Origin of the sequence: Methylorubrum sp. POS3, from assembly GCF_043352485.1 — a bacterium.
GTDB classification, from domain to species: domain Bacteria; phylum Pseudomonadota; class Alphaproteobacteria; order Rhizobiales; family Beijerinckiaceae; genus Methylobacterium; species Methylobacterium suomiense.
Window position 1 is genome coordinate 60,524 of record NZ_JAPRBT010000001.1, and the last position, 18,658, is coordinate 79,181.

The 18,658-nt window shown below is 63.5% G+C and carries 16 protein-coding genes, 1 tRNA gene and 1 pseudogene; 10 read left to right on the forward strand and 8 right to left on the reverse strand.

Going from position 1 to position 18,658, the window contains the following annotated elements; translation table 11 throughout:
- Positions 1-36: 36 nt before the first annotated feature.
- Together OWC43_RS00320 and OWC43_RS00325 are read right to left on the reverse strand one after the other, a co-directional pair.
- Complete coding sequence (locus OWC43_RS00320) at positions 37-1,209, reverse strand: alpha/beta hydrolase (RefSeq protein WP_393955269.1); 1,173 nt, start codon at positions 1,207-1,209, stop codon at positions 37-39.
- Between the two features lie 354 nt (positions 1,210-1,563).
- Entirely contained in the window at positions 1,564-3,495 is a 1,932-nt protein-coding gene (locus OWC43_RS00325) for a PAS domain-containing protein (protein ID WP_393955270.1), read from the reverse strand.
- A 528-nt stretch (positions 3,496-4,023) separates the two neighbouring features.
- On the opposite strand from OWC43_RS00325, the gene OWC43_RS00330 reads away from it, so the two are divergent.
- Positions 4,024-4,596, forward strand: a complete 573-nt coding sequence (locus OWC43_RS00330; protein WP_393955271.1) for a ferritin-like domain-containing protein — start codon at positions 4,024-4,026, stop codon at positions 4,594-4,596.
- A 188-nt stretch (positions 4,597-4,784) separates the two neighbouring features.
- Here the strand turns inward: OWC43_RS00330 and OWC43_RS00335 are convergent, their stop codons facing one another.
- Positions 4,785-5,432, reverse strand: coding sequence for a lytic transglycosylase domain-containing protein (locus OWC43_RS00335; protein ID WP_393955272.1), 648 nt, complete (start codon positions 5,430-5,432; stop codon positions 4,785-4,787).
- A gap of 398 nt (positions 5,433-5,830) precedes the next feature.
- Here OWC43_RS00335 and OWC43_RS00340 point away from each other — a divergent pair, with 398 nt between their 5' ends.
- The 3 genes from OWC43_RS00340 to OWC43_RS00350 all read left to right on the forward strand — a co-directional run bounded on the left by OWC43_RS00340 (position 5,831) and on the right by OWC43_RS00350 (position 9,630).
- A complete protein-coding gene (locus OWC43_RS00340) occupies positions 5,831-6,163 on the forward strand; it encodes a hypothetical protein (RefSeq protein WP_393955273.1) in 333 nt (110 codons plus the stop codon).
- 678 nt (positions 6,164-6,841) lie between these two features.
- Positions 6,842-7,378 (forward strand): hypothetical protein, encoded by a 537-nt coding sequence (locus OWC43_RS00345; protein WP_393955274.1) that lies wholly within the window; start codon positions 6,842-6,844, stop codon positions 7,376-7,378.
- A 635-nt stretch (positions 7,379-8,013) separates the two neighbouring features.
- A complete protein-coding gene (locus OWC43_RS00350; protein ID WP_393955275.1) occupies positions 8,014-9,630 on the forward strand; it encodes an FG-GAP repeat domain-containing protein in 1,617 nt (538 codons plus the stop codon).
- A 395-nt stretch (positions 9,631-10,025) separates the two neighbouring features.
- Here OWC43_RS00350 and OWC43_RS00355 read toward each other — a convergent pair.
- Positions 10,026-10,101: transfer RNA gene (locus OWC43_RS00355), tRNA-Lys, on the reverse strand.
- A gap of 284 nt (positions 10,102-10,385) precedes the next feature.
- Between OWC43_RS00355 and OWC43_RS00360 the strand changes: the two genes are divergently transcribed.
- Positions 10,386-10,643, forward strand: coding sequence for a hypothetical protein (locus tag OWC43_RS00360; protein WP_137827313.1), 258 nt, complete (start codon positions 10,386-10,388; stop codon positions 10,641-10,643).
- A gap of 3 nt (positions 10,644-10,646) precedes the next feature.
- Here the strand turns inward: OWC43_RS00360 and tgt are convergent, their stop codons facing one another.
- Entirely contained in the window at positions 10,647-11,798 is a 1,152-nt protein-coding gene (gene tgt / locus OWC43_RS00365) for a tRNA guanosine(34) transglycosylase Tgt (protein ID WP_393955276.1), read from the reverse strand.
- Between the two features lie 135 nt (positions 11,799-11,933).
- A complete protein-coding gene (queA, locus tag OWC43_RS00370; protein ID WP_393955277.1) occupies positions 11,934-13,067 on the reverse strand; it encodes a tRNA preQ1(34) S-adenosylmethionine ribosyltransferase-isomerase QueA in 1,134 nt (377 codons plus the stop codon).
- Positions 13,068-13,219: 152 nt separating this feature from the next.
- Here queA and OWC43_RS00375 point away from each other — a divergent pair.
- The 4 genes and pseudogenes from OWC43_RS00375 (at position 13,220) to OWC43_RS00390 (ending at position 16,043) form a co-directional block, all read left to right on the forward strand.
- Positions 13,220-14,517, forward strand: a pseudogene (locus OWC43_RS00375) (FAD-dependent monooxygenase).
- Positions 14,518-14,668: 151 nt separating this feature from the next.
- A complete protein-coding gene (locus tag OWC43_RS00380; protein ID WP_393955278.1) occupies positions 14,669-14,824 on the forward strand; it encodes a hypothetical protein in 156 nt (51 codons plus the stop codon).
- A 10-nt stretch (positions 14,825-14,834) separates the two neighbouring features.
- Positions 14,835-15,083, forward strand: coding sequence for a hypothetical protein (locus tag OWC43_RS00385; RefSeq protein WP_393955279.1), 249 nt, complete (start codon positions 14,835-14,837; stop codon positions 15,081-15,083).
- A gap of 72 nt (positions 15,084-15,155) precedes the next feature.
- Entirely contained in the window at positions 15,156-16,043 is an 888-nt protein-coding gene (locus tag OWC43_RS00390; RefSeq protein ID WP_393955280.1) for a cation diffusion facilitator family transporter, read from the forward strand.
- Positions 16,044-16,066: 23 nt separating this feature from the next.
- Here the strand turns inward: OWC43_RS00390 and OWC43_RS00395 are convergent, their stop codons facing one another.
- Both OWC43_RS00395 and OWC43_RS00400 read right to left on the reverse strand, forming a co-directional pair.
- Positions 16,067-16,243 carry a hypothetical protein gene (locus OWC43_RS00395; protein ID WP_393955281.1) on the reverse strand — a complete coding sequence of 59 codons (177 nt, stop codon included), beginning with the start codon at positions 16,241-16,243 and terminating at the stop codon, positions 16,067-16,069.
- Positions 16,240-17,490: a PepSY-associated TM helix domain-containing protein gene (locus OWC43_RS00400; RefSeq protein ID WP_393955282.1), complete on the reverse strand. Its 1,251-nt coding sequence runs from the start codon at positions 17,488-17,490 to the stop codon at positions 16,240-16,242. The genes OWC43_RS00395 and OWC43_RS00400 overlap by 4 nt, the downstream gene beginning before the upstream one ends.
- A 341-nt stretch (positions 17,491-17,831) precedes the next feature.
- Here OWC43_RS00400 and OWC43_RS00405 point away from each other — a divergent pair, with 341 nt between their 5' ends.
- Entirely contained in the window at positions 17,832-18,614 is a 783-nt protein-coding gene (locus OWC43_RS00405; RefSeq protein ID WP_393955283.1) for a class I SAM-dependent methyltransferase, read from the forward strand.
- The last annotated feature ends 44 nt before the right edge of the window (positions 18,615-18,658 follow it).

Sequence of the window (18,658 nt, forward strand, 5' to 3'; positions counted from 1 at the left end):
AGCCGGCTCGTCTCGGCTGATGAGGGGACGAGCCGGCTAGCGATTGCCGGTCATAGCCCGTACGGGGGCGCCGGCGAGATCGACGGTCGAGCCGACCGTATCGCGGAGGCGCGAGCCGACATTCGACAGATGCTCGCCATATGTCTCGCGCGTCTGCGGATCGATGATGGCGACCGGAGCAGCCACCGCCAGCGCTGCACCGGTGGCCACGGTCGAGGCGGCGCCGGCCGCCGTGCTCACCAACCGATCACCGATGCCGATCTGGCCGTCCGAGATGGGCTGGCCATCGGCGAGGCGCTTGCCCAGCAGGGCCACCACATCGCCGGAGGCGAACTTGCCGTGGTTGAGGGGATCGTCGCCCTTCACCGTCGAAAGGTTGAGGACGCCGATATTCTGACGCTCGAGTTCCGTACGGTACGGCTCGGCCGTCGGATCGATGGCGCCCAACCGCACGCTGTCGCCCCAGACCAGCCGCGACACCGCCAGCGCCTGGTCATCGCCGGACACCATCAGGGTCAGCCGCGGCCGGTTCGGGCCCATATCGCGGAAGGCGGACCGGGCCAAATCGATGTCGACATCCGGCGCTGCCAGGATGACATTGCGGATCTTGGGCGCGACGTGACGGTCACGGATGGCCATCTGGCGCAGGCTTTCCAAGGTGAGCCAGTTGCCCATCGAGTGGGCCAGCACCGTGATCTCACCGACATTCGGATCCTTCGCGAGATCTCGCAGCAATGTCTCGAGCTCGTTGCGCGAGAAATTGGTGCTTTCCCGGTCGTAGCCATAGGCCAGCACGGACCCGCGCGACGGCCACGTGAACAGCACCGGCGCCACCTCGGCACCGGAATCGTGCACGATCTGCGCGAACCGGAAGACGGCATCCTCGAACTTGTTGTTGAAGCCGTGGATGAACACGAGAACGTGGCGCTTGGCCCCGCGTCGAACCGTGCGGCCCGTCCAGGCCGACACTTTCGAGCGCTCGACCGGCTCGGCGCGGAGGGCAACGAAATCGGTCGCAGGATTTCCGGGGAGCGATTTCGGCCATTGGACGGTCCCCGGCTGACGCGTCGTGTCCGGCGGGATCGAGACGGCCAGATCGGTATAGGTGACCGCGTCGCCGCGCTCGCCGGAGAAAAGCACACCGCGATCGCTTGCCGACTTGCGGGTCGTCGCCACCAGCATCTCGACCCGCGATGTGCCCGGAAGCATCCCGGTTTCGGCGATCGGGAGAAGCACTCCGGTCGGGCGGCCGGCGCAAGCGCTCAAGAGGGTCAGCGTGGCTGCGAGGCCGGCGCCCAAAAGCCTCCGCTGCTTCCCCGGATATGTCTCGAACACCAGCGGCCCCGCACCCAATCTCAATCCATGCCAGGGCCAGATGACGATTAACGAATTCTTGCCCTCGATAAAGATGCCGCGCGATTGCGGCAGTTCGCGGTCACCATGGCCTGCGTCATCCTGCCATCGGTCTTTAGTTCTCTACGGCGTTTCGCTCTAAAGGCTCCGCCTGCATCCGTCGACGCATCACAAGCGCGTGTCGACTGCGCCGATCACGCATCGGACTCGTCAGGGGAGTGCGAGCGGTTGCACGTCGATGCGCAGTTCGGCGAGCGGGGTACGCAACGTACAATGCACCCCCAGGCTGCGATAGCGAAGCGACACGCCGCCCCCGGCAAGGCCGCGCTGGATCAACCGTGAGCCGAAACCCTTGCGCGTGGGAGGCGTGACCGGCGGGCCGTCCTGCTCCTGCCAGTCGAACTGGAACACGGCATCCGCCCCCTCCCCTTGGACCGTCCATTCGATCGAGACCCTGCCCCCCGGCGCCGAGAGGGCGCCGTACTTCTGCGCATTGGTCGCGAGCTCATGCAGCATGAGGCCGAGCGAGAGCGCGGCAGACGGGCCGATCAGCAGGTCAGGGCCGGTGACCCGGAAGCGTTGTCCGGTGTCGTCGTGAAGGTTTACGGCCTCCTGCACCACCCGATCCACGCGGGCGCTGTCGGTCTGCCCGTCCAGTAGAATGTCGTGCGCCTTGCCGAGCACGATCAATCGGGCTGCCAAGGCATCGCGGGCAGCGTCGAGGCTCGATGCGTTGCGCAGGGTCTGAGAGGCAATCGACTGGACCATCGTCAGGGTGTTCTTCAATCGATGCGATAGCTCGCGGTTGAGAATGTCCTGATGGGCTTCGGCGGCCTTGCGCACTTCGATGTCGCTGACCGCGACCACTGCACCCATGGTCGCGCCTTGCTCATCCTCGATCGCCTCGCCGACGATCGCGATCCAGCGGCGTGTGCCGTCCGGGCGCTGGTACTGCACTTCGAGGCTCGCCCGCTTGCACGCACCGCTGGTGATCTGCGCCAGCGGATATTCATGTCCCTCCACGGGCCGCCCGTCGCCATGGAAGGCCACGAAACTGCCATAGGCGTTGCTGGAGGGAGCATAGAGCGTGTCGTGACCGAGAAAGTCGGCCAGCCGCCTGTTGCCCATCAGGATGCGGCCGGACGGGGCTTCGGCCAGCAGAATGCCGACCGGTACGGCTTCCATGACCGTCCGCAACCGGGCTTCACTGATGAGGCGGGCCGCGACCGCGTCACGATGGGCGGTCACATCGAGGACCACGCCGGGAAAGCGGGACGCTCTTCCATCGGCATCGTGGAAGCAGCGTCCGCGGGCATGGACCCACGAGATCGTCCCATCGCCGTGGCGCAGGCGATATTCCTCGCTGAATTCGCCCCCCTTCTCGAGAGCGAGCTGGATCCGCTCGCCGACCCATCCCCGATCATCGGGGTGGATGCCATCGATGAAGGCCGAGAGCGGCGCGCCCTTCGCCGCTTCGGTCGGATCGACACCGAACATTCGAGCGAATTGTTCGCCGGCATAGAGCCGGTCGGCCCGGATGTCCCAATCCCACCAACCGAGGCCGCCCGCCGCCGCGAAGGCGAAGGTGAGCCGCTCCTCGGAGATCCGCAGCGCGTCCCGAGCGGCCCGCATGTCCCGGTTGAGCTGCCGCTCGCGCAGCACGGTCGTGATCTGCCGCGACAGCCGCCGCAGACCGTCCGCCTGCGCGGTGGTGAGGCCTCGGGCCCGAGGCTTATGGTCGATGACACACAGACTGCCGAGCACATGCCCGTCAGGACTGCGCAGGGGGGCTCCAGCATAGAACCGGATCGACGGTTCACCAGTCACGAGCGGATTGTCGCGCGTCCGCGGGTCGGCGGTCAGGTCCGGGATGATGAGGAGATCGGGCGCTGCGAGCGCGTGGACGCAGACCGAGGCGTTCAGATCGGTTTGGCAGGCCGGAAAGCCGACCCGCGCCTTGAACCATTGCCGATCCCCGGCCACCAGACTGACCAGAGCAACCGGAGTGTTGCAGACCAATGCCGCCAGATGAGCAACGTCGTCGAATTCCGCCTCCGGCGGCGTATCGAGCAGATCGAGCGCCTTGAGGGCGTCCAGCCGGACGGGATCGAACGTGGAACTGGGGAGAGCAGGTTTGGACATCGGCACAGGTGGTTTATGCGATCGTCTCATAACCCAATTGCGCGCAATCGTCTCGCACAATCGTGGGAGTTCCAGCCGCCCGTTGGCCTGGTTTTGGTTGTCCCGCTGCTTCGGATGGTCTCGACAGGAGCGCGTAGCCGCAGCACGCGTTCTGCTCGGTCAAGGCGGCCTCCTGGCGGCTTCGCCATGCAAGCCGCGGTCACCGATTGGGCGGTGTGAGGGGGCCCGGTCAACGAGGAAATGAGCCCTATGCGCGTCGGGCACTCGGTGGGGCTGACCCGACCCATTGCGTTGTGCGCGAACGTTCCCCGCGATGGTGCCACATGAAGCAATTCGGCTCGCCTTTGCCTTGAAACGAGGTGCGAGACGGCAAGCTGGCTGAGTCGACCTATAAAATTCCTCGAATTTTTCAGCTTTTCCTCGACAAATTTACGGACCCGAACCGTCTTCGGCCGGTTCTCAAGGCGTCGTCTGCCGGTGAGCGCTCTCCTGCAGCTTTATTCAATTCTCTTTATAGGACAAATAGACATGGCCGCTAAGCAAAAGAGCTTGCAGGATGCTTTTTATGAAATGCTGAAAGACGTCTACTATGCTGAAAGGCAGTCGGTAAAGGCGCTCAAAAAATCTGCCAAAGCAGCGGAAAACGATGAGCTGCGGCAAGCGTTCGAAACCCATGCTGAGGAAAGTGCCGATCAAGTGGAACGGCTCCAGCAGGTGTTCGAAATCATCGGGAAGTCTGCCCGGGCCAAGACCTGCGAAGCCATGCAAGGGCTGACCTCTGAAATGGAAGAGGATCTTGAGGAGTTTGCCGATAGCCCGGCGTCGGACGCGGTGCTCGCGGCGTGTGCTCAGGCGATCGAGCATTACGAGATTGCCCGTTACGGTACCCTCAAGACCTGGGCGAAACAGCTCGGCTATGCGGATGCGGCCAAGTTGCTCGACCAAACCCTGCAAGAGGAAAAGAAGACCGACGCGCTTCTGAGCGAGATTGCCGAGCGCATCAATGTCGAGGGCGATCTGTCAGAAAGCGACCAGGCCGAGAGCGAGACCGCCAAAGCCGGAAGCAAGGAGCGCGGCAGCGGGCGCGGCAAGGCGGCCTAGGCGCCACCTCATACCGCTTTAGGCCCGTGATCCTGGGGCGCCCTTCAGGCGCCCCTCGATGCTGCGATCAGCTGGGTTCTTTTGCTTCGGCGGGTTCCATCATGATCCAGCGCAGTTGCCGTGGGGGCATATTGTTGCCGAACCCATCCGTCGATGAGCGCGGTATCCGGCTCGCGGATCGAGTGCTCTCAGCCTCCTGACCGTCGACCCGATTGCAGTTGCGCGACGATGCGGCGGACGCGTGCCTCATGCGCTGCCCAGAACAGCTTACTACAGGCCGGCGTTCCTCGCTGGCAGCTCGGCATGCGAACCGGACCCGCAGGCTCCACGGTCGGGCGAGCCACGGCCGCTACAGGTGCGGGTCCGACGCCGCTCGCCAGCGTCGATCCGATTTCCGCGAGATAAGCCCGTGCTCTCTGACAATACGTGACAGAGAGGGGCGTCATCGTTTCCGCCTTGTGGCCAGCGCGGTACTTCATCAGGGCGCGACACACGTCACCGCGTGCCAGCCCCCAAGCACCTGCCAAATACGCGACCCCGTAGCGGACATTCTCCGATGGCCGTGCGAGCTCTGCAATCGTGCCCTTGAAACCCAGCATCTGAGCCGTGGGATGGCGGACCTGCATGAGGCCGACCTCGCCGACCGTACCCACAACCCGCGGGTCGTACGAACTCTCGATCTGCGCAACCGCCTCGGCGAGATCCGGCGGCAAACCGCGCTCGGTCGCCGCCCGCCGGACCATTCCGACATACGTCGCACGATCACTGGGGATGGCCGATTCCTGTGCCGTCACATCACCGGCGGTCAGGGCGACCAGCACGAGCAGGTAGCTCAAACAACGCAACATACTGCCTCCGTTGGAGGCTCGAGTTACCACAAATTGGTTGCCAGTCGGTATTCGCTCATCTCTGCGACGGGCAACCCTGCTGCGCTGAAGCTGGCTGGCTGCGTTCTCTACCTCCTTAAGCGTCGAACCGTCGGGCGAAAGTCCGGGCGACAGTTCGGCAGGAGGTCGGCTTCTGCCTTTCACTGGCTCCCTTATTCGCTGGTCACACGATTGTTCGTCCGGGTGCCTAAAACAGGCGCGAAACATGCATTGAGATGAAAGGACGCAACTGGCCGACCGGAATGATGGCCGTGCGCTGGGCCGTGCTGCGCAGTTCGACCAGCGGACTGCGATCGTGATCGAGGATGCAGCGGGCCGCGCGCGCGGCCCTCCGAGAGGTAGGCGCAATGAACAGCCAGGAACATTGGATCCGTGCGCGCGATGGCGGCGCTCGCCGTCTTGTCGCTGACGCTACAGAATCGGGGCCGCTGTCCCAGTTTGCCATGCCGCAATCAGCGAATAATGAGCCCCCAGCAAAACAGGGGCATCGCGAGCTTCAAAACGAATGGCAGCAAATCAAGAAATATGAGAATACCAACTCCCATCATATTCGAATTATCGAACGGGATGTGCTGGTTCTACGGGATAACTCCGCTGAATTGTACAAGTGGATCGTTGCATTGTTTGGAATGTGCACCCTACAAGCGATCGGTCTTTTACTTCTTTGGTACTTCCGCTGAATTGGTGCACATCAATCTGGGGTGTACGTTTCATAACTGGCACGGGTAACCCTGATATCGTATGCGGCTTTGATGGATTGGCTCATATCCATTTGCCGCACTTGTCTGGCGATCGGCGCCCGCACTAAGCGTTGCAATGCACTTTCGAATGGATTGAGCAACGCGTCTCCTGCTGCTTCTTGGCCTCCATAATAAATTTCTACATGACGATAGGTATACCGAACGCATTTCGCTTGATTTGCAATACTGCGTCCGGCGATTTAAGCACAATTTCTCGCAGATAGGTGTCTCTTCTTTTCTTAGTATCACTTTTTTCGAGTTGTCAAGTCGACCTAGACCCGTCCGTCACGCTCCGTGCGGGGTTGCAGGCCAGCTGTCGCTAGGTACGCTGAAAATTGTATTTATCATACATCGTATAGTCGGACTTGCGCGCTTAGTTGTGCAGAGCGGTTTTGTGCAAGCTACACAAATCTCTTAATTCAAGTTTGTTATATGTTAACCATTTGTTAACGGAAAACGTGTCTCAAGAGACACATCTTGTTCCAATCTCACGGTATCACGTGATCGAGTGCACAATTTTCTTGTGCGAACGGATTGGTTAACGAGACTGATGCCGCGGATCCCGTGGTTGCCCATACGGGCCCACTTGGCAACATGTCTCGCTGGAAGACGCTCCCGATGGACCTGACGAAGAAGATGCGGTGGGATCCCTCGTTCAAGATTCGCCCCGAAGAGCAAGTCAACGCGCTTGAGACGTCGCCCGCTATGGCGGAGTTGGCGGCAATCTCAGAACCGAGTGCCACGCTTCCCAACATATTGCGCATCGTCCACGCGAGCCTCGAGCAAAATCCCCTTTCGAGTTCAGAGCCCCTTCCGTCATTCCAGGATTGGACCGGCCTGATCGACCGAGTGCGAGCTGCGGCCGCTCATGCGCGCGAAACAGAAGCGCAAGCGCAGGAGCAGGAGCACAGGGTTCAGGAGCTGCTGGAGCGCGTTCGCGAGGACATCAAGCGCGCCGGTGAGAGAGTGCGCGCGGCCGAGGCAAAAGTTGCCAAAATCGAGGCTGAGGCAGAATTGCGGATCCGCGCGGCCGAAGAGCGGGCGACTGCAGCCGAGGAAAGAGCGAGCATCGCGGAAAATTGGTTGAGGCGTGTGCACGAGGTCATCTCCGACGAATTCTCAAGCATCACGACGGGTGAACACAGGGCTGCGTAAAGGTCTTCAACTGTAGAAGCGGGTGTCACTGGAAGGCCACGACGATGGCCTGCGGCGTTGCACGCTGGATCGTGTCTTCTCCGATCCTCCGCGTGCCCCTGTCGTCGCCTCCAAGCCATGCAGGTTCTGCAGTGGCATCGGCATACGCCGATGCGCTCCCTTCTCGCTGTTACGCTTTCAGGACGAGCCTGGATATCAGGGTGGACCGCGCCAGTCCCAATGGCGATTTCGTGAAATTCGGTTAGACGGGTGATAATTCCGAAAGCTTTAGGCGCATCACCGAATACAATTTGAATTTCAGGTTCCGGCTTCATAATCACCTGTATTCGAGTACGTCTTATCGCTGACGCGAGACGTACGTATGAGGTATTCGACGCAAATCTACCTGTAGTTGCGGTAGCGCCATGCTCGAAGCTCGTCGTCCGGAGGGCGGGTGATCGAGGCGGGTCGATCAATAAATTGAAAATTATTTTCGGTTACGAGATTTTTAGCCTGTTGCGAAAGCCTGTGATACTGCCCAGCGAAGAGTGGGTCAAACATGAGTGCTTTGGTCGTCAGTGTATCGTCGCGTGTTGTGGCGGCATTCAGTGCTCAATTTGAAGTGATCGTATAGCGTCTGGAATAAGGTTAGAGCAATGAGCTTCCGATATACAGTCACACTGAATGATCCGTCCAAATCGGCGCAGGACGGTGCTCTGTACAACGCCGTAGCGGCAGCTGCTGAGCAATGGTCGCGATACATTCGTGGCTTCGGCGTGCTGGATATACAAGTTAACGTATCGAGCACTTTAAGTGGTCGGGCGAGCGGTGGCCCCGCCTCTGTCGTCTATGTCGGAACAGAGGGTGATCGGAAAATATATGAGCCGAATACGTCCTATGAAATGCGGACCTCGCGGGATTCCAATGGATCATCCCCCGATCTCATGATCAATGTCGATCCGGCCTATCTCAATACACTTTGGCTGGACCCCAACACGGCAGCGCCGGCCGATAAAGTTGATGGCCTCAGTGTCTTCATGCATGAAATCGCACATGGGTTGGGGGTCTCCGGCTATCGTGACACGAATTCAGGCTCTCTTCCCGGCTACGCGACGCCCTGGGACCAACTTGTTTCGATAAATCAGAACGGAAGTGCATATTTCACCGGGTACTACGCTCAAAAGAATTGGGGCGGGCCCGTGCCGGTCACGACGCTAAACAACGGCCAGCAATATTTTCATTTATTCAATAGTGACCACGAGCATGGTGGTCAGGATTTAATGAATGGCATCTATTTTTATTACCAGACCCGATATGACATATCCAGTCTCGACATCGCTATCATGCGAGATCTTGGTTATAGCGTCAATGATGGTTCGCCGTACGTCGCCAAGGATTTCAATTTCGATGGGACTTCAGATCTGCTGTGGCGAGATGCCAGCGGTCATATCAACCAATGGCTGATCGGAAGCGGCGGACAAATCTCCGCAGCGCCCAATATCGGAACGATCGGTTCCGAATGGGTTGCGCAAGGGATCGGGGATATGAACGGCGACGGCACTGGCGACATTCTGTATCGTGATGGAGCGGGCCATATCAATGGGTGGCTCCTCGACACGCATGGTCAAGTCGCCGTTGCACCCAATATCGGCACGATCGGTGCCGAATGGACCTTCCAGGGTCTCGGCGATTTCAACGGCGATGGGACATCCGACATCCTTTGGCGGGATAGCGCGGGCCACGTCAACGAGTGGCAGCTGAACAGCGACGGCGCTGTCGCGTTTGCGCCCAATATCGGCACCATCAGCGCGGAATGGCAGAAGAAGGCCATCGCTGATTTCAACGGCGACGGCAGGGCCGATATCCTGTGGCAAGATACAGCGGGTCACGTGAATGCCTGGCTGTTGAACAGCAACGGTCAGGTGGTCTCTGCTCCCAATATCGGCACGATCGGCGCCGAATGGACGTTGATTGGGACAGGCGATTTCAACGGCGACCGCGTCGCCGATCTCATGTGGCGGGACTCGGCCGGGCATGTGAACGAGTGGCTGCTCGACGCAACCGGAAAGGTTTCATCCGCGCCGAACATCGGAACCATTGGGGCTGAGTGGACCCTCATCGGTACGGGCGATTACAACGGAGATGGCACGGTCGATCTGATGTGGCGGGATACGGCCGGGCACGTCAACGAATGGCTGCTCGACGCGACCGGGCGGGTCGCCGCCGCGCCCAATATCGGTTCGATCGATTCGGGCTGGACAATCGTTGCGTAGCTCTCGGTAGTATCGGCAGGATTAAATTGATCCTGCCGATACGATCAGCTGGCGTGTTTGAGCGACCGTCGCGCGACAGCGAGGGCTTTATTCACGCAACTGACTCTGAAAGCAGTGTATGGGTCGATCTTCCGACCATCGGCCAACGTCGTACGCGAGCAGATATCCTGGTGAGCGTCGGTGCCGCGGTGAAGGTCATACTCAATGAGGCGGAACAGGAGCGCCGCCGCACTGCCGGGCGCGATGCTCCCTCTCAGCGGCGATGACAGCCGCTCTCAACGACCCTGATCAGCATGACGACAAAGGGCAGAGACCTTCGTCATTCCGATCAGTGCCCGCAATGCCGTGATCCCTCGTGGCCGGAGAGTGGGATCGTCCAGCAAGTTTCAGTGAGATGGTGAGCGCGCTGGGACTCGAACCCAGGACCTACAGATTAAAAGTCCGTTGCTCTACCAACTGAGCTACGCGCTCGCACGGCGGACCCGAGGCTGCCTCGCGGGGCGGCGGTGGGCGGTGCGTGTGGCTCGCAATAGGGGGTCGCGGCGGGAGGGTCAACACGCAGCGAGCGTCATCCCAAGCAGGCTTCCGACACGCCCTGTCATGCAGCCCCTCGGAGCAGAGAGCGAGCCGAGCAGCCGGCGTTCTTGGCATGCCGTTGGGTCTTCGAAGGTCTGGCCATGCAATGGCCGCACTCTCGTCCAGATCGGCAGGTCTACCCTCGCCGCCCGGCCAGACCGGGCGCAGGAGACGACTTGATGATTGGACGTACCCTCTTCGCCCTCGTTCTCACCACCGGCGCGGCTTGGGCCGCTCCTGCACCGGGCCAGCCGGCCGACCGCGATGCCCTGCGGCAGCACTGCACCGGCGACTATCTCAGCTTCTGCGGCGATCTCGCCCCCGACGGTCCCGAGGTGCGCGCCTGCTTCAAGACCAACAAGGCCAAGCTCTCGCCGGGCTGCCAGGCGGCGATCACGAGCTACACCAAGGCGCAGAAGCGCGCCGACCTGCGCTGAGCGTCAGGCCTTCTCGGCGGCTTCGGCACGGGCCCAGCCCTCCTTGGTCGCGCCGATGAAGTCCGCGAGCCGACCTTCGGCGATCGCCGCCCGCATGCCGGCCATCAGGGCCTGGTAATAGGCGAGGTTGTTCCACGTCAGCAGCATCATCCCCAGGATCTCGTCCGAACGGACGAGGTGATGGAGATAGGCGCGGGTATAGTCGCGCGCCGCCGGGCAGTCGGACGCTTCGTCGAGCGGGCGCACATCCTCGGCGTGGCGGGCGTTGCGCAGGTTGATGCGGCCGTGCCGTGTATAGGCGAGGCCGTGACGTCCCGCCCGGGTCGGCATCACGCAATCGAACATGTCGATGCCGCGCATCACCGATTGCATCAGGTCGTCGGGCGTCCCGACACCCATCAGGTAGCGCGGCTTGCCCGTCGGCAAATGCGGCTCCACCGTTTCGATCATGGCCAGCATCACCGCCTGCGGTTCGCCGACCGCGAGGCCGCCGATCGCGTAGCCCTTGAGGTCGAGACCGGTGAGCGCGCGGGCGCTCTCGACGCGCAGATCGGGCAGATCACCGCCCTGGACGATGCCGAACATGGCCTTGCCCGGTTGCTCGCCGAAGGCGGTCCGGCAGCGCTCGGCCCAGCGCAGCGACAGCTGCATCGCTTTCTCGATGGTGGCGCGGTCGGCCGGAAGCCGCACGCATTCGTCGAGCTGCATCTGGATGTCGGAGCCGAGACACCCTTGAATCTCGATGGAGCGCTCCGGGCTCATCCGGTGAGCGGAGCCGTCGACATGGGAGCGGAAGGTCACGCCGTCCTTGTCGATCTTCCGCAGCGCCGAGAGGGACATCACCTGGAAGCCGCCGGAATCGGTCAGGATCGGGCCGTTCCAGCGCATGAAGCGGTGCAGGCCGCCAAGACGGGCCATCCGCTCGGGGCCGGGGCGCAACATGAGGTGATAGGTGTTGCCGAGTACGACGTCGGCGCCGAGTTCACGCACTTGCTCCGGATACATGGCCTTGACGGTCGCGGCGGTGCCGACCGGCATGAAGGCGGGCGTGCGGATGGTCCCCCGCGGCATCGTGATGGCGCCCGTGCGGGCTTGGCCGTCGCGGGCATGTACCGCGAAGCGGAATTCAGGGCTGGTCGTGAGCGGATCTGTCATCGGTTCGTGGTTTAGCGCGCTTTCGGCCGAAACGGATGTCGCGTCGTTGAGAGACGGCGTAGGGGACGGACGGTGTATGGCCCTGGAGGCGCTGGCATCGGGACTGGTCCGGCGATCGAGACGCACGCGCCGGTATCAATCGCCGGTGTCGTAGGCGCGATCAATCGGACGGGGATCACTGGTCTTATCCGGAAACAGCAGGCTCGCATCCCCGTAGGAGTAGAAGCGATAGCCGTCTCGAATCGCGTGCGCATAGGCCGCGCGCATCGTCTCCAGGCCCGCGAAGGCGCTCACCAGCATGAACAGGGTGGAGCGCGGCAGATGGAAGTTCGTCACGAGCGCGTCAACCGCGCGGAAGCGGTAGCCGGGCGTGATGAAGATCTCGGTGGCGCCGGCGAACGGGTGGATCGTGCCGTCGGGATCCGCTGCGCTTTCCAGAAGCCGCAACGCCGTGGTGCCGATCGCGACGACCCGCCGGCCGCTGGCGCGCACGGCATTGAGCCGTGCGGCCGTCTCGGTATCGATGGTGCCGATTTCCGCGTGCATGCGGTGATTGGCGGTGTCGTCCGCTTTGACCGGAAGGAAGGTCCCGGCCCCGACATGCAGGGTGACATGGGCCCGTCCGATCCCGGCGGCGTCGATCGCTGCCAGTAAGGCAGACGAAAAGTGCAGGCCGGCGGTCGGCGCCGCCACGGCGCCGGGTTCACGGGCATAGACGGTCTGATAGTCGGTCGCGTCCTGCGCGTCGGTGGCGCGCTTTCCCGCGATGTAGGGCGGCAGCGGCAGGGCACCGAGCGCCATGATGGCCTCGTCGAGGGTGGGGCCGGCGAGATCGAAGCGCAGGGTGATCTCGCCGCCCTCCCCTTTGGCTTCGACAACGGCCTCGAGCCCTGTCATGCCGCAGACCTCGCCGGCCCCCTCCCCCTCGGGGCCGAACCGGATACGGTCGCCGATGGCGAGGCGCTTGGCCGGTCGGGCGAAAGCGCGCCAACGATCGGGCGCCTCGCGCAAATGCAGCATCGCTTCACAGCGCTGCCCGGTGCCGCCGGGGCGATGCCGCAGGCCCGCAAGACGGGCCGGGATGACCCGCGTGTCGTTAAAGACCAGCACGTCGCCGGGTGTGAGCAGGCCGGCCAGATCGCGCACGCCGCGATCGAGCAGGTTTTCGCCCGGCCGCACCACGAGCAGGCGGCTCGCGTCGCGCGGGCTCGCCGGGCGCAGCGCGATCCGCTCCTCGGGAAGATCGAAGTCGAACAGGTCCACGCGCATGCAGCGGCTTTGCCGCGGATGCGGCCGGGAGGCAAATGCCCGTTGATCCGGATCGGCCTTAGGCGCATGCAAACGATCAGGGGTGCCATCGACCGCGGGGATGACCGGTGTTCGAACAGATCCTCATCGTCGGGGCCGGACCCGTCGGTCTGATGCTCGCCTGCGAACTGGCTCGCTACGGGGTCGACCTGCGCCTGATCGACCGAAGCCCGGAGCCGACCCGGACCTCGAAGGCCCTGGTGGTCTGGCCGCGCACGCTCGAATTGATGGATCGGATGGGCTGTACGCGGGCCTTTCTCGATGCCGGCCTGCACGCCCGGGGCGCCACCCTGCGCAGCGGCGAGCGAGTGCTCGGCCATACGTGTTTCACCGACATCGCCAGTCCCTACCCTTTCGCTCTCATGATCCCTCAATCCGAGACCGAACGGCTGCTGGGAGAGCATCTGGCGGGCTTCGGCGTGGCAGTGGAACGGCAGGTCACCTTGTCGGGCTTCTCGCAGCAGGCCGATGGGGTGACGGTACGGCTCTGCCACGCGGATGGTCGCGAGGAGGCGATCACCACCCCCTTTCTGATCGGCTGCGACGGGGCGCATTCGCACGTCCGTCACGGTTTGGGCTTCGCCTTCGAGGGGCGGGCGGAAAGTGGCGAATGGCTGCTCGCCGATGTTCGGGTCGAGGGGCCGGACGCGCCGCCCTCCGACGAAATCGCGGTCACCTTTCATCGGGATGGGCCTCTCGTGCTGCTCCCGCTTTCCGGCGGGCGTGCACGGGTGATCGTGGCAACGGGCGAGGCCGATCCATCGCGAAAGCCGCCCGAGCCGTCCCTCGACCTGGTGCAAGCGACGCCGCCCACATTCATAGCCCGGCCGGCGGCCAGGGGATGAACACCGGCATGCTGGATGCGGTGAACTTCGCTTGAAAGCTCGCCCTGGTGCAGGCGGGCCGCGCCGCACCGGATCTCCTCGACAGTTACAGCCCCGAGCGCGCCGCCGTGGGGGATAGGGTGCTGCGGAATGCCTCCCGGCTGACGGCTGCCGCGACGCTGTCCCGGCCTTCCGCCCAAGCCGCCCGCAATCTCGCGATCCGGGCCTCGTTCGACTTCCGGGCCGTGCGGGATCGGCTCGCCGCCACCTTGACCGAGATCGGGACCGGATATCCCGACAGCATGCTGTCGGAGGGGCCTGGGGCCGGCCGACGTTGGCCACCCGAGTATGCGGGCGGGCCGCCGCCCGGCGCGGGCGACGCGCCACTCTTCGTGCTCTACGCGGAGCGTGGTTCTGACGGCGAGGCTCTGATCGCTCGTTTCCCGACCTTGCTCGCCCCGGAGATTCGCCCCTCGCCGGACGACCGCATGCATCTCGTACGACCCGACGGCTATATCGGCCTCAGCGCTCCTGCTGGGGACTGGGACGCCGCCAACCGCTACCTCGTCCGACTCGCGCATCTGTGAGGCGCGATGCAGCCAGTTTCTCACTCGCGCGTTGATCGGGGCTTCGCGATTAGTTGCGACGAGGTTCGAGCCTCCGATGAAATGGTTTGCCCTGCGTCCGCGCGATCCTGCCGATCCACGTTGGCCTTTGCGCAGGACGCAACAAGTCGATTTGAAAGCCGAAGGACCTGAGGATGCCCGCCGCCGGTTCGGCGCAGCCTATCCGAGCGAACTTTTCGGCACACCCGGCCAGCCGCTTCCCCATCGCGGCGCGGGCTCGTTTCACGGCGACGCCGAGGCGCTCCTCGTCGAGGAGCCCGAGGCGTGAGGAGGAACGGATGACACACTCGGCCAGGACCCTCCCCGAAACGCTTGATGGGCAGGCCCTTCGCTATTGGTTGAAGGAGGCGGCTCGCTTCGACGATCTCGCCGCACGGGCGAATTTCGGCTGGCTCGCACGGGGTTACGCGCGGCGCGCAGAGCGGGCTCGGGACATGGCGGAACGCTGCCGTGCCAAGGAGATCGCCCGGGGTCGCCTCCCCGCGGTATCGGCCTCCGCCGACATTCACGGCGATAGCCCGGGCTAAGACCTTTGCCGTGGCCTTCCGGGGTCGTCAGGCCTAAGGGCGTGACACCCCGTCACGCCACATCCCCCCGCCATGACCCGGACCGAGAAAGCCGCTCTCGCGAGCGCCGCCGTTGGCGTTGTCGTGACGGCGCTGAAATTTGTCGCCTACTGGCTCACCGGCAGCCTCGCGCTCTATTCGGATGCGCTGGAGAGCATCATCAATGTCGTGGCGGCGGCCTGCGCCTTCCTGGCGGTGCGCGTGGCCGCCCAGCCGGCCGACGAGGACCATCCCTACGGCCATCACAAGGCGGAGTATTTCTCCGCGGTGATCGAGGGAGCGCTCGTCATCGTCGCCGCCGTGCTGATCCTGCGCGAGGCATATCACGGCATTCTCGACCCCAAGCCCCTCGACGCGCCGGGCCTGGGCCTCGCGGTGAACGGTCTTGCCACGGTGATCAACGCCGCCTGGGCGGTCGCGTTGTTCCGCCAGGGGCGGACGCTGCGCTCGCCGGCCCTGATCGCGGATGCCCGCCACATCGTCGCCGACGTGGTCACCTCGGGCGGCGTGCTGATCGGCGTGGGGCTGGTCTACGCCACGGGGACACTCGTGCTCGACCCGGTGGTGGCGGGCCTCGTCGCCCTCAACATCCTCTGGTCCGGCTGGACCATGGTGCGCGATTCCGTCAACGGCCTGATGGATCAGGCGGCCTCACCCGAAATGATCAGCCGGATCCGCGCTCTCATTTCGACGCATGGCGAGGGTGCCCTGGAGGCGCATGACGTGCGCACGCGCCACGCCGGCAGCGCCACCTTCATCGACTTCCATCTGGTCGTTCCGGGGGAAATGACGGTCGAGGAATCGCACGCGATCTGCGACCGGCTGGAGGACGCGATCGAATCCGAGATCGAGGGCGCCGTGGTGGTGATCCATGTCGAGCCGGGCGACAAAGCCAAGGGGCGTGGGGTGCCGGTGATCTGACCGGCGTCACCGGGGACGGCGTCTTACCCGCGGCGTCGATAGGCGAGGTAGCGCGCGAGACCAACACCCACCGGTCCCGCCGCCAGAACGAAGCCTACCACTTTCCAGGCCGCTGCATCGGCCAGCATGGTGGCCAGCCCGACGAAGGTCGCTGCCGTGATGGCCATGGCGAAAATGATCGGACGCTGCGCCCAGGTCATGCCGCCCGGCTCCTTTTGCGGGGACGGCGGGCCCACCACAGCCATGCACCGTTGGCCGTGATGAACAGGGCCAGCCACGCACAGCCGGCCCAGAACAGCTTGAGCGGTAATCCGCCGTAATCTCCGAAATGCAGCGGTTGGGAAATCTGCGTCACCACGAGATACCACGGCAATTGGGTGATCTCGTCCACGCGCGCATCGACCGCATCGACGAGGGCGATCTCGAATAGCCGCTTCTGCAGGCCGACCGGGCCGACGAGCAGGATGGTGTAATGTCGGGCTGTCGAGAAATCGCTGCCGGGAAACAGGATGAAAGTGGTCCGCCAACCGGGGCGGGCTGCCTCGGCGGCTGCGCGGGCGGCGTCCAGGGAAGAGAGACCGCTCGAAAGCGGCGCCTCTCGGGCATAGGCCGCCGCGAGGCGTTGCAATTCGGTACCCTGCCAGACCTTCAATGCGATGTTGCCAAGGGCCAGCGCGATCCCCGTCGCTCCCACGAGCAAGGTCCAGCCGAGGGCGATGGTGCCGAACAGGTTGTGCAGATCGCGCTGTTGCAGCCGTCTTCCGCGCTTGCGACGGACCTCGCCGAGCGCAAGTCCCTTGATGAAGGGCCCGTAGACCACGATTCCGCTCACGAGGCAGACGACGACCAGGACCGCGATGACCCCACCGATCAACTCGCCGGGCAGATCGAGGAACCAGTTGGCGTGCAGGCGCAGAACCAGGCCGGTCGGCGTCCAGCGTGGATCGACCGACGCGACCGGCGTCCCGCGAAACAGGTCCATGGTCACGAACTGAGCCGCGTCGAACCCGCGTTCGTTCGCGGGCACGAGGGCGACCATGACCCGTTCGGGGTGATCCGCGTCGAAGACCATGCCGAGGGGGCGACGTTCCGGGGCGGTCGCCAGCGCCGCCGTGACGATCTCAGCCAGCGGACGCTCCGGCGTGCCGGGCGCGGGCGCTTCGACATGCGCGTCCTGGCCGAGGGCTTCGTCGATCTCGTGATGGAAGATCAGGATCGTGCCCGTGATGCAGAGGATGAGGAAGAACGGTGCGGCGATGAGGCCGGTCCACCGATGCAGCCACAGGGCGGTGCGAAAAGTGCGGGATGTGGTGAAGCGCGTGGCGCGCGGGGAATCGGACTGTGTCGCCTCTTTAGGAGCCGGCGTTTTCCGTGATTGCGCGGAGGTCTGCCCAATGGCGGCCGCACAGGCCGCTGGGTCCGTCGCGACGGGAGCGTCGACCGTCACATCGACGTGTTTCGACGCGATATCTCGATCCATCATCGATCGACCAGCACAGCCTCCAGCCTTCGCCCACACTCGGCACGAAAGCCTGTCTTTGATGAATGGTGAAATGCAGTTTGATCAACTCAAACTTTTTCGTCACCCGGCATTATCAATATATCCTCGAATGAGCGAAAAACTCAAGTCATTGATATAGCTTTTGGTTTTGAAATATCTGTAGTTATTTCAATTCTGATTTGCCGACTATAACCGTGCAATCGACCCAAATATGTTGCATTCAAGAGACAGGGATTGACGTCGATTGGTCGGCTCCACGCAGTGATCGTGCTCACCGGCAGGACGGCATGATCAAACGAAAATTCGTCACCACTGCACCCAGCCACCGGAATGCGACCGACCTCTTCGCCGACCGTTGGGCGAGCGATCTGTCCGAGTTGGCACCCGGCCTCAAGGCGGGCGGACTGCCGGGATTTCGCGCCGATCCGCGGCCGGGGCAGGCCGCCGCGCATCTCGGTGTGGACGGGCGGCTCGACGGTTACGGGGTGCTCGAACTTAGACCGTTGGAGGGCGCCCATACGTGTCAGCTTGAGGCGCTCGGCGCGAAACGCATCACGGCCGTCGAATCAAATTCGGAAGCGTTCCTGAAGTCGCTGATCGTCAAGAACATCGCGGGGCTTAACCGATCGACCTTCCTGCTCGGCGATGTCAGTCGGCATCTCGAGGCGCCGGGACCGCGCTACGATCTGATCTTCTGGTGCGGCATTCTCTACCACCTGCGCGATCCGCTGGAGCTAATCCGCCTCGCCGCCGCGGGCACCGATCGGATCTTCATCTGGACGCATGACTTCCGCGAGGAACGACGATCGCGAAGGCATACCAGCCACGTCGTCGAGCACGAGGGTTTGCGGCTGTCGCTGCACGAATTCGCTCATAACGACCGGGGGCTCGCGACCTTCCGGGGTGGTAACCGCGACCGCACCCGTTGGATGGAATTGCCGGACCTGATCCGGGTGCTGGCCCATCACGGGCTCAGCGAGACCACCATCATCGCCGACGATCCGAACTTCGTGAACGGGCCGGCCGTGACGGTGGCGGCCCAAAGGCCGGGGGCAACACCGCCGGCTTGACCCATCCCGCGGGCCGTCCCTACACACCGTCTATGAGGGTGCCG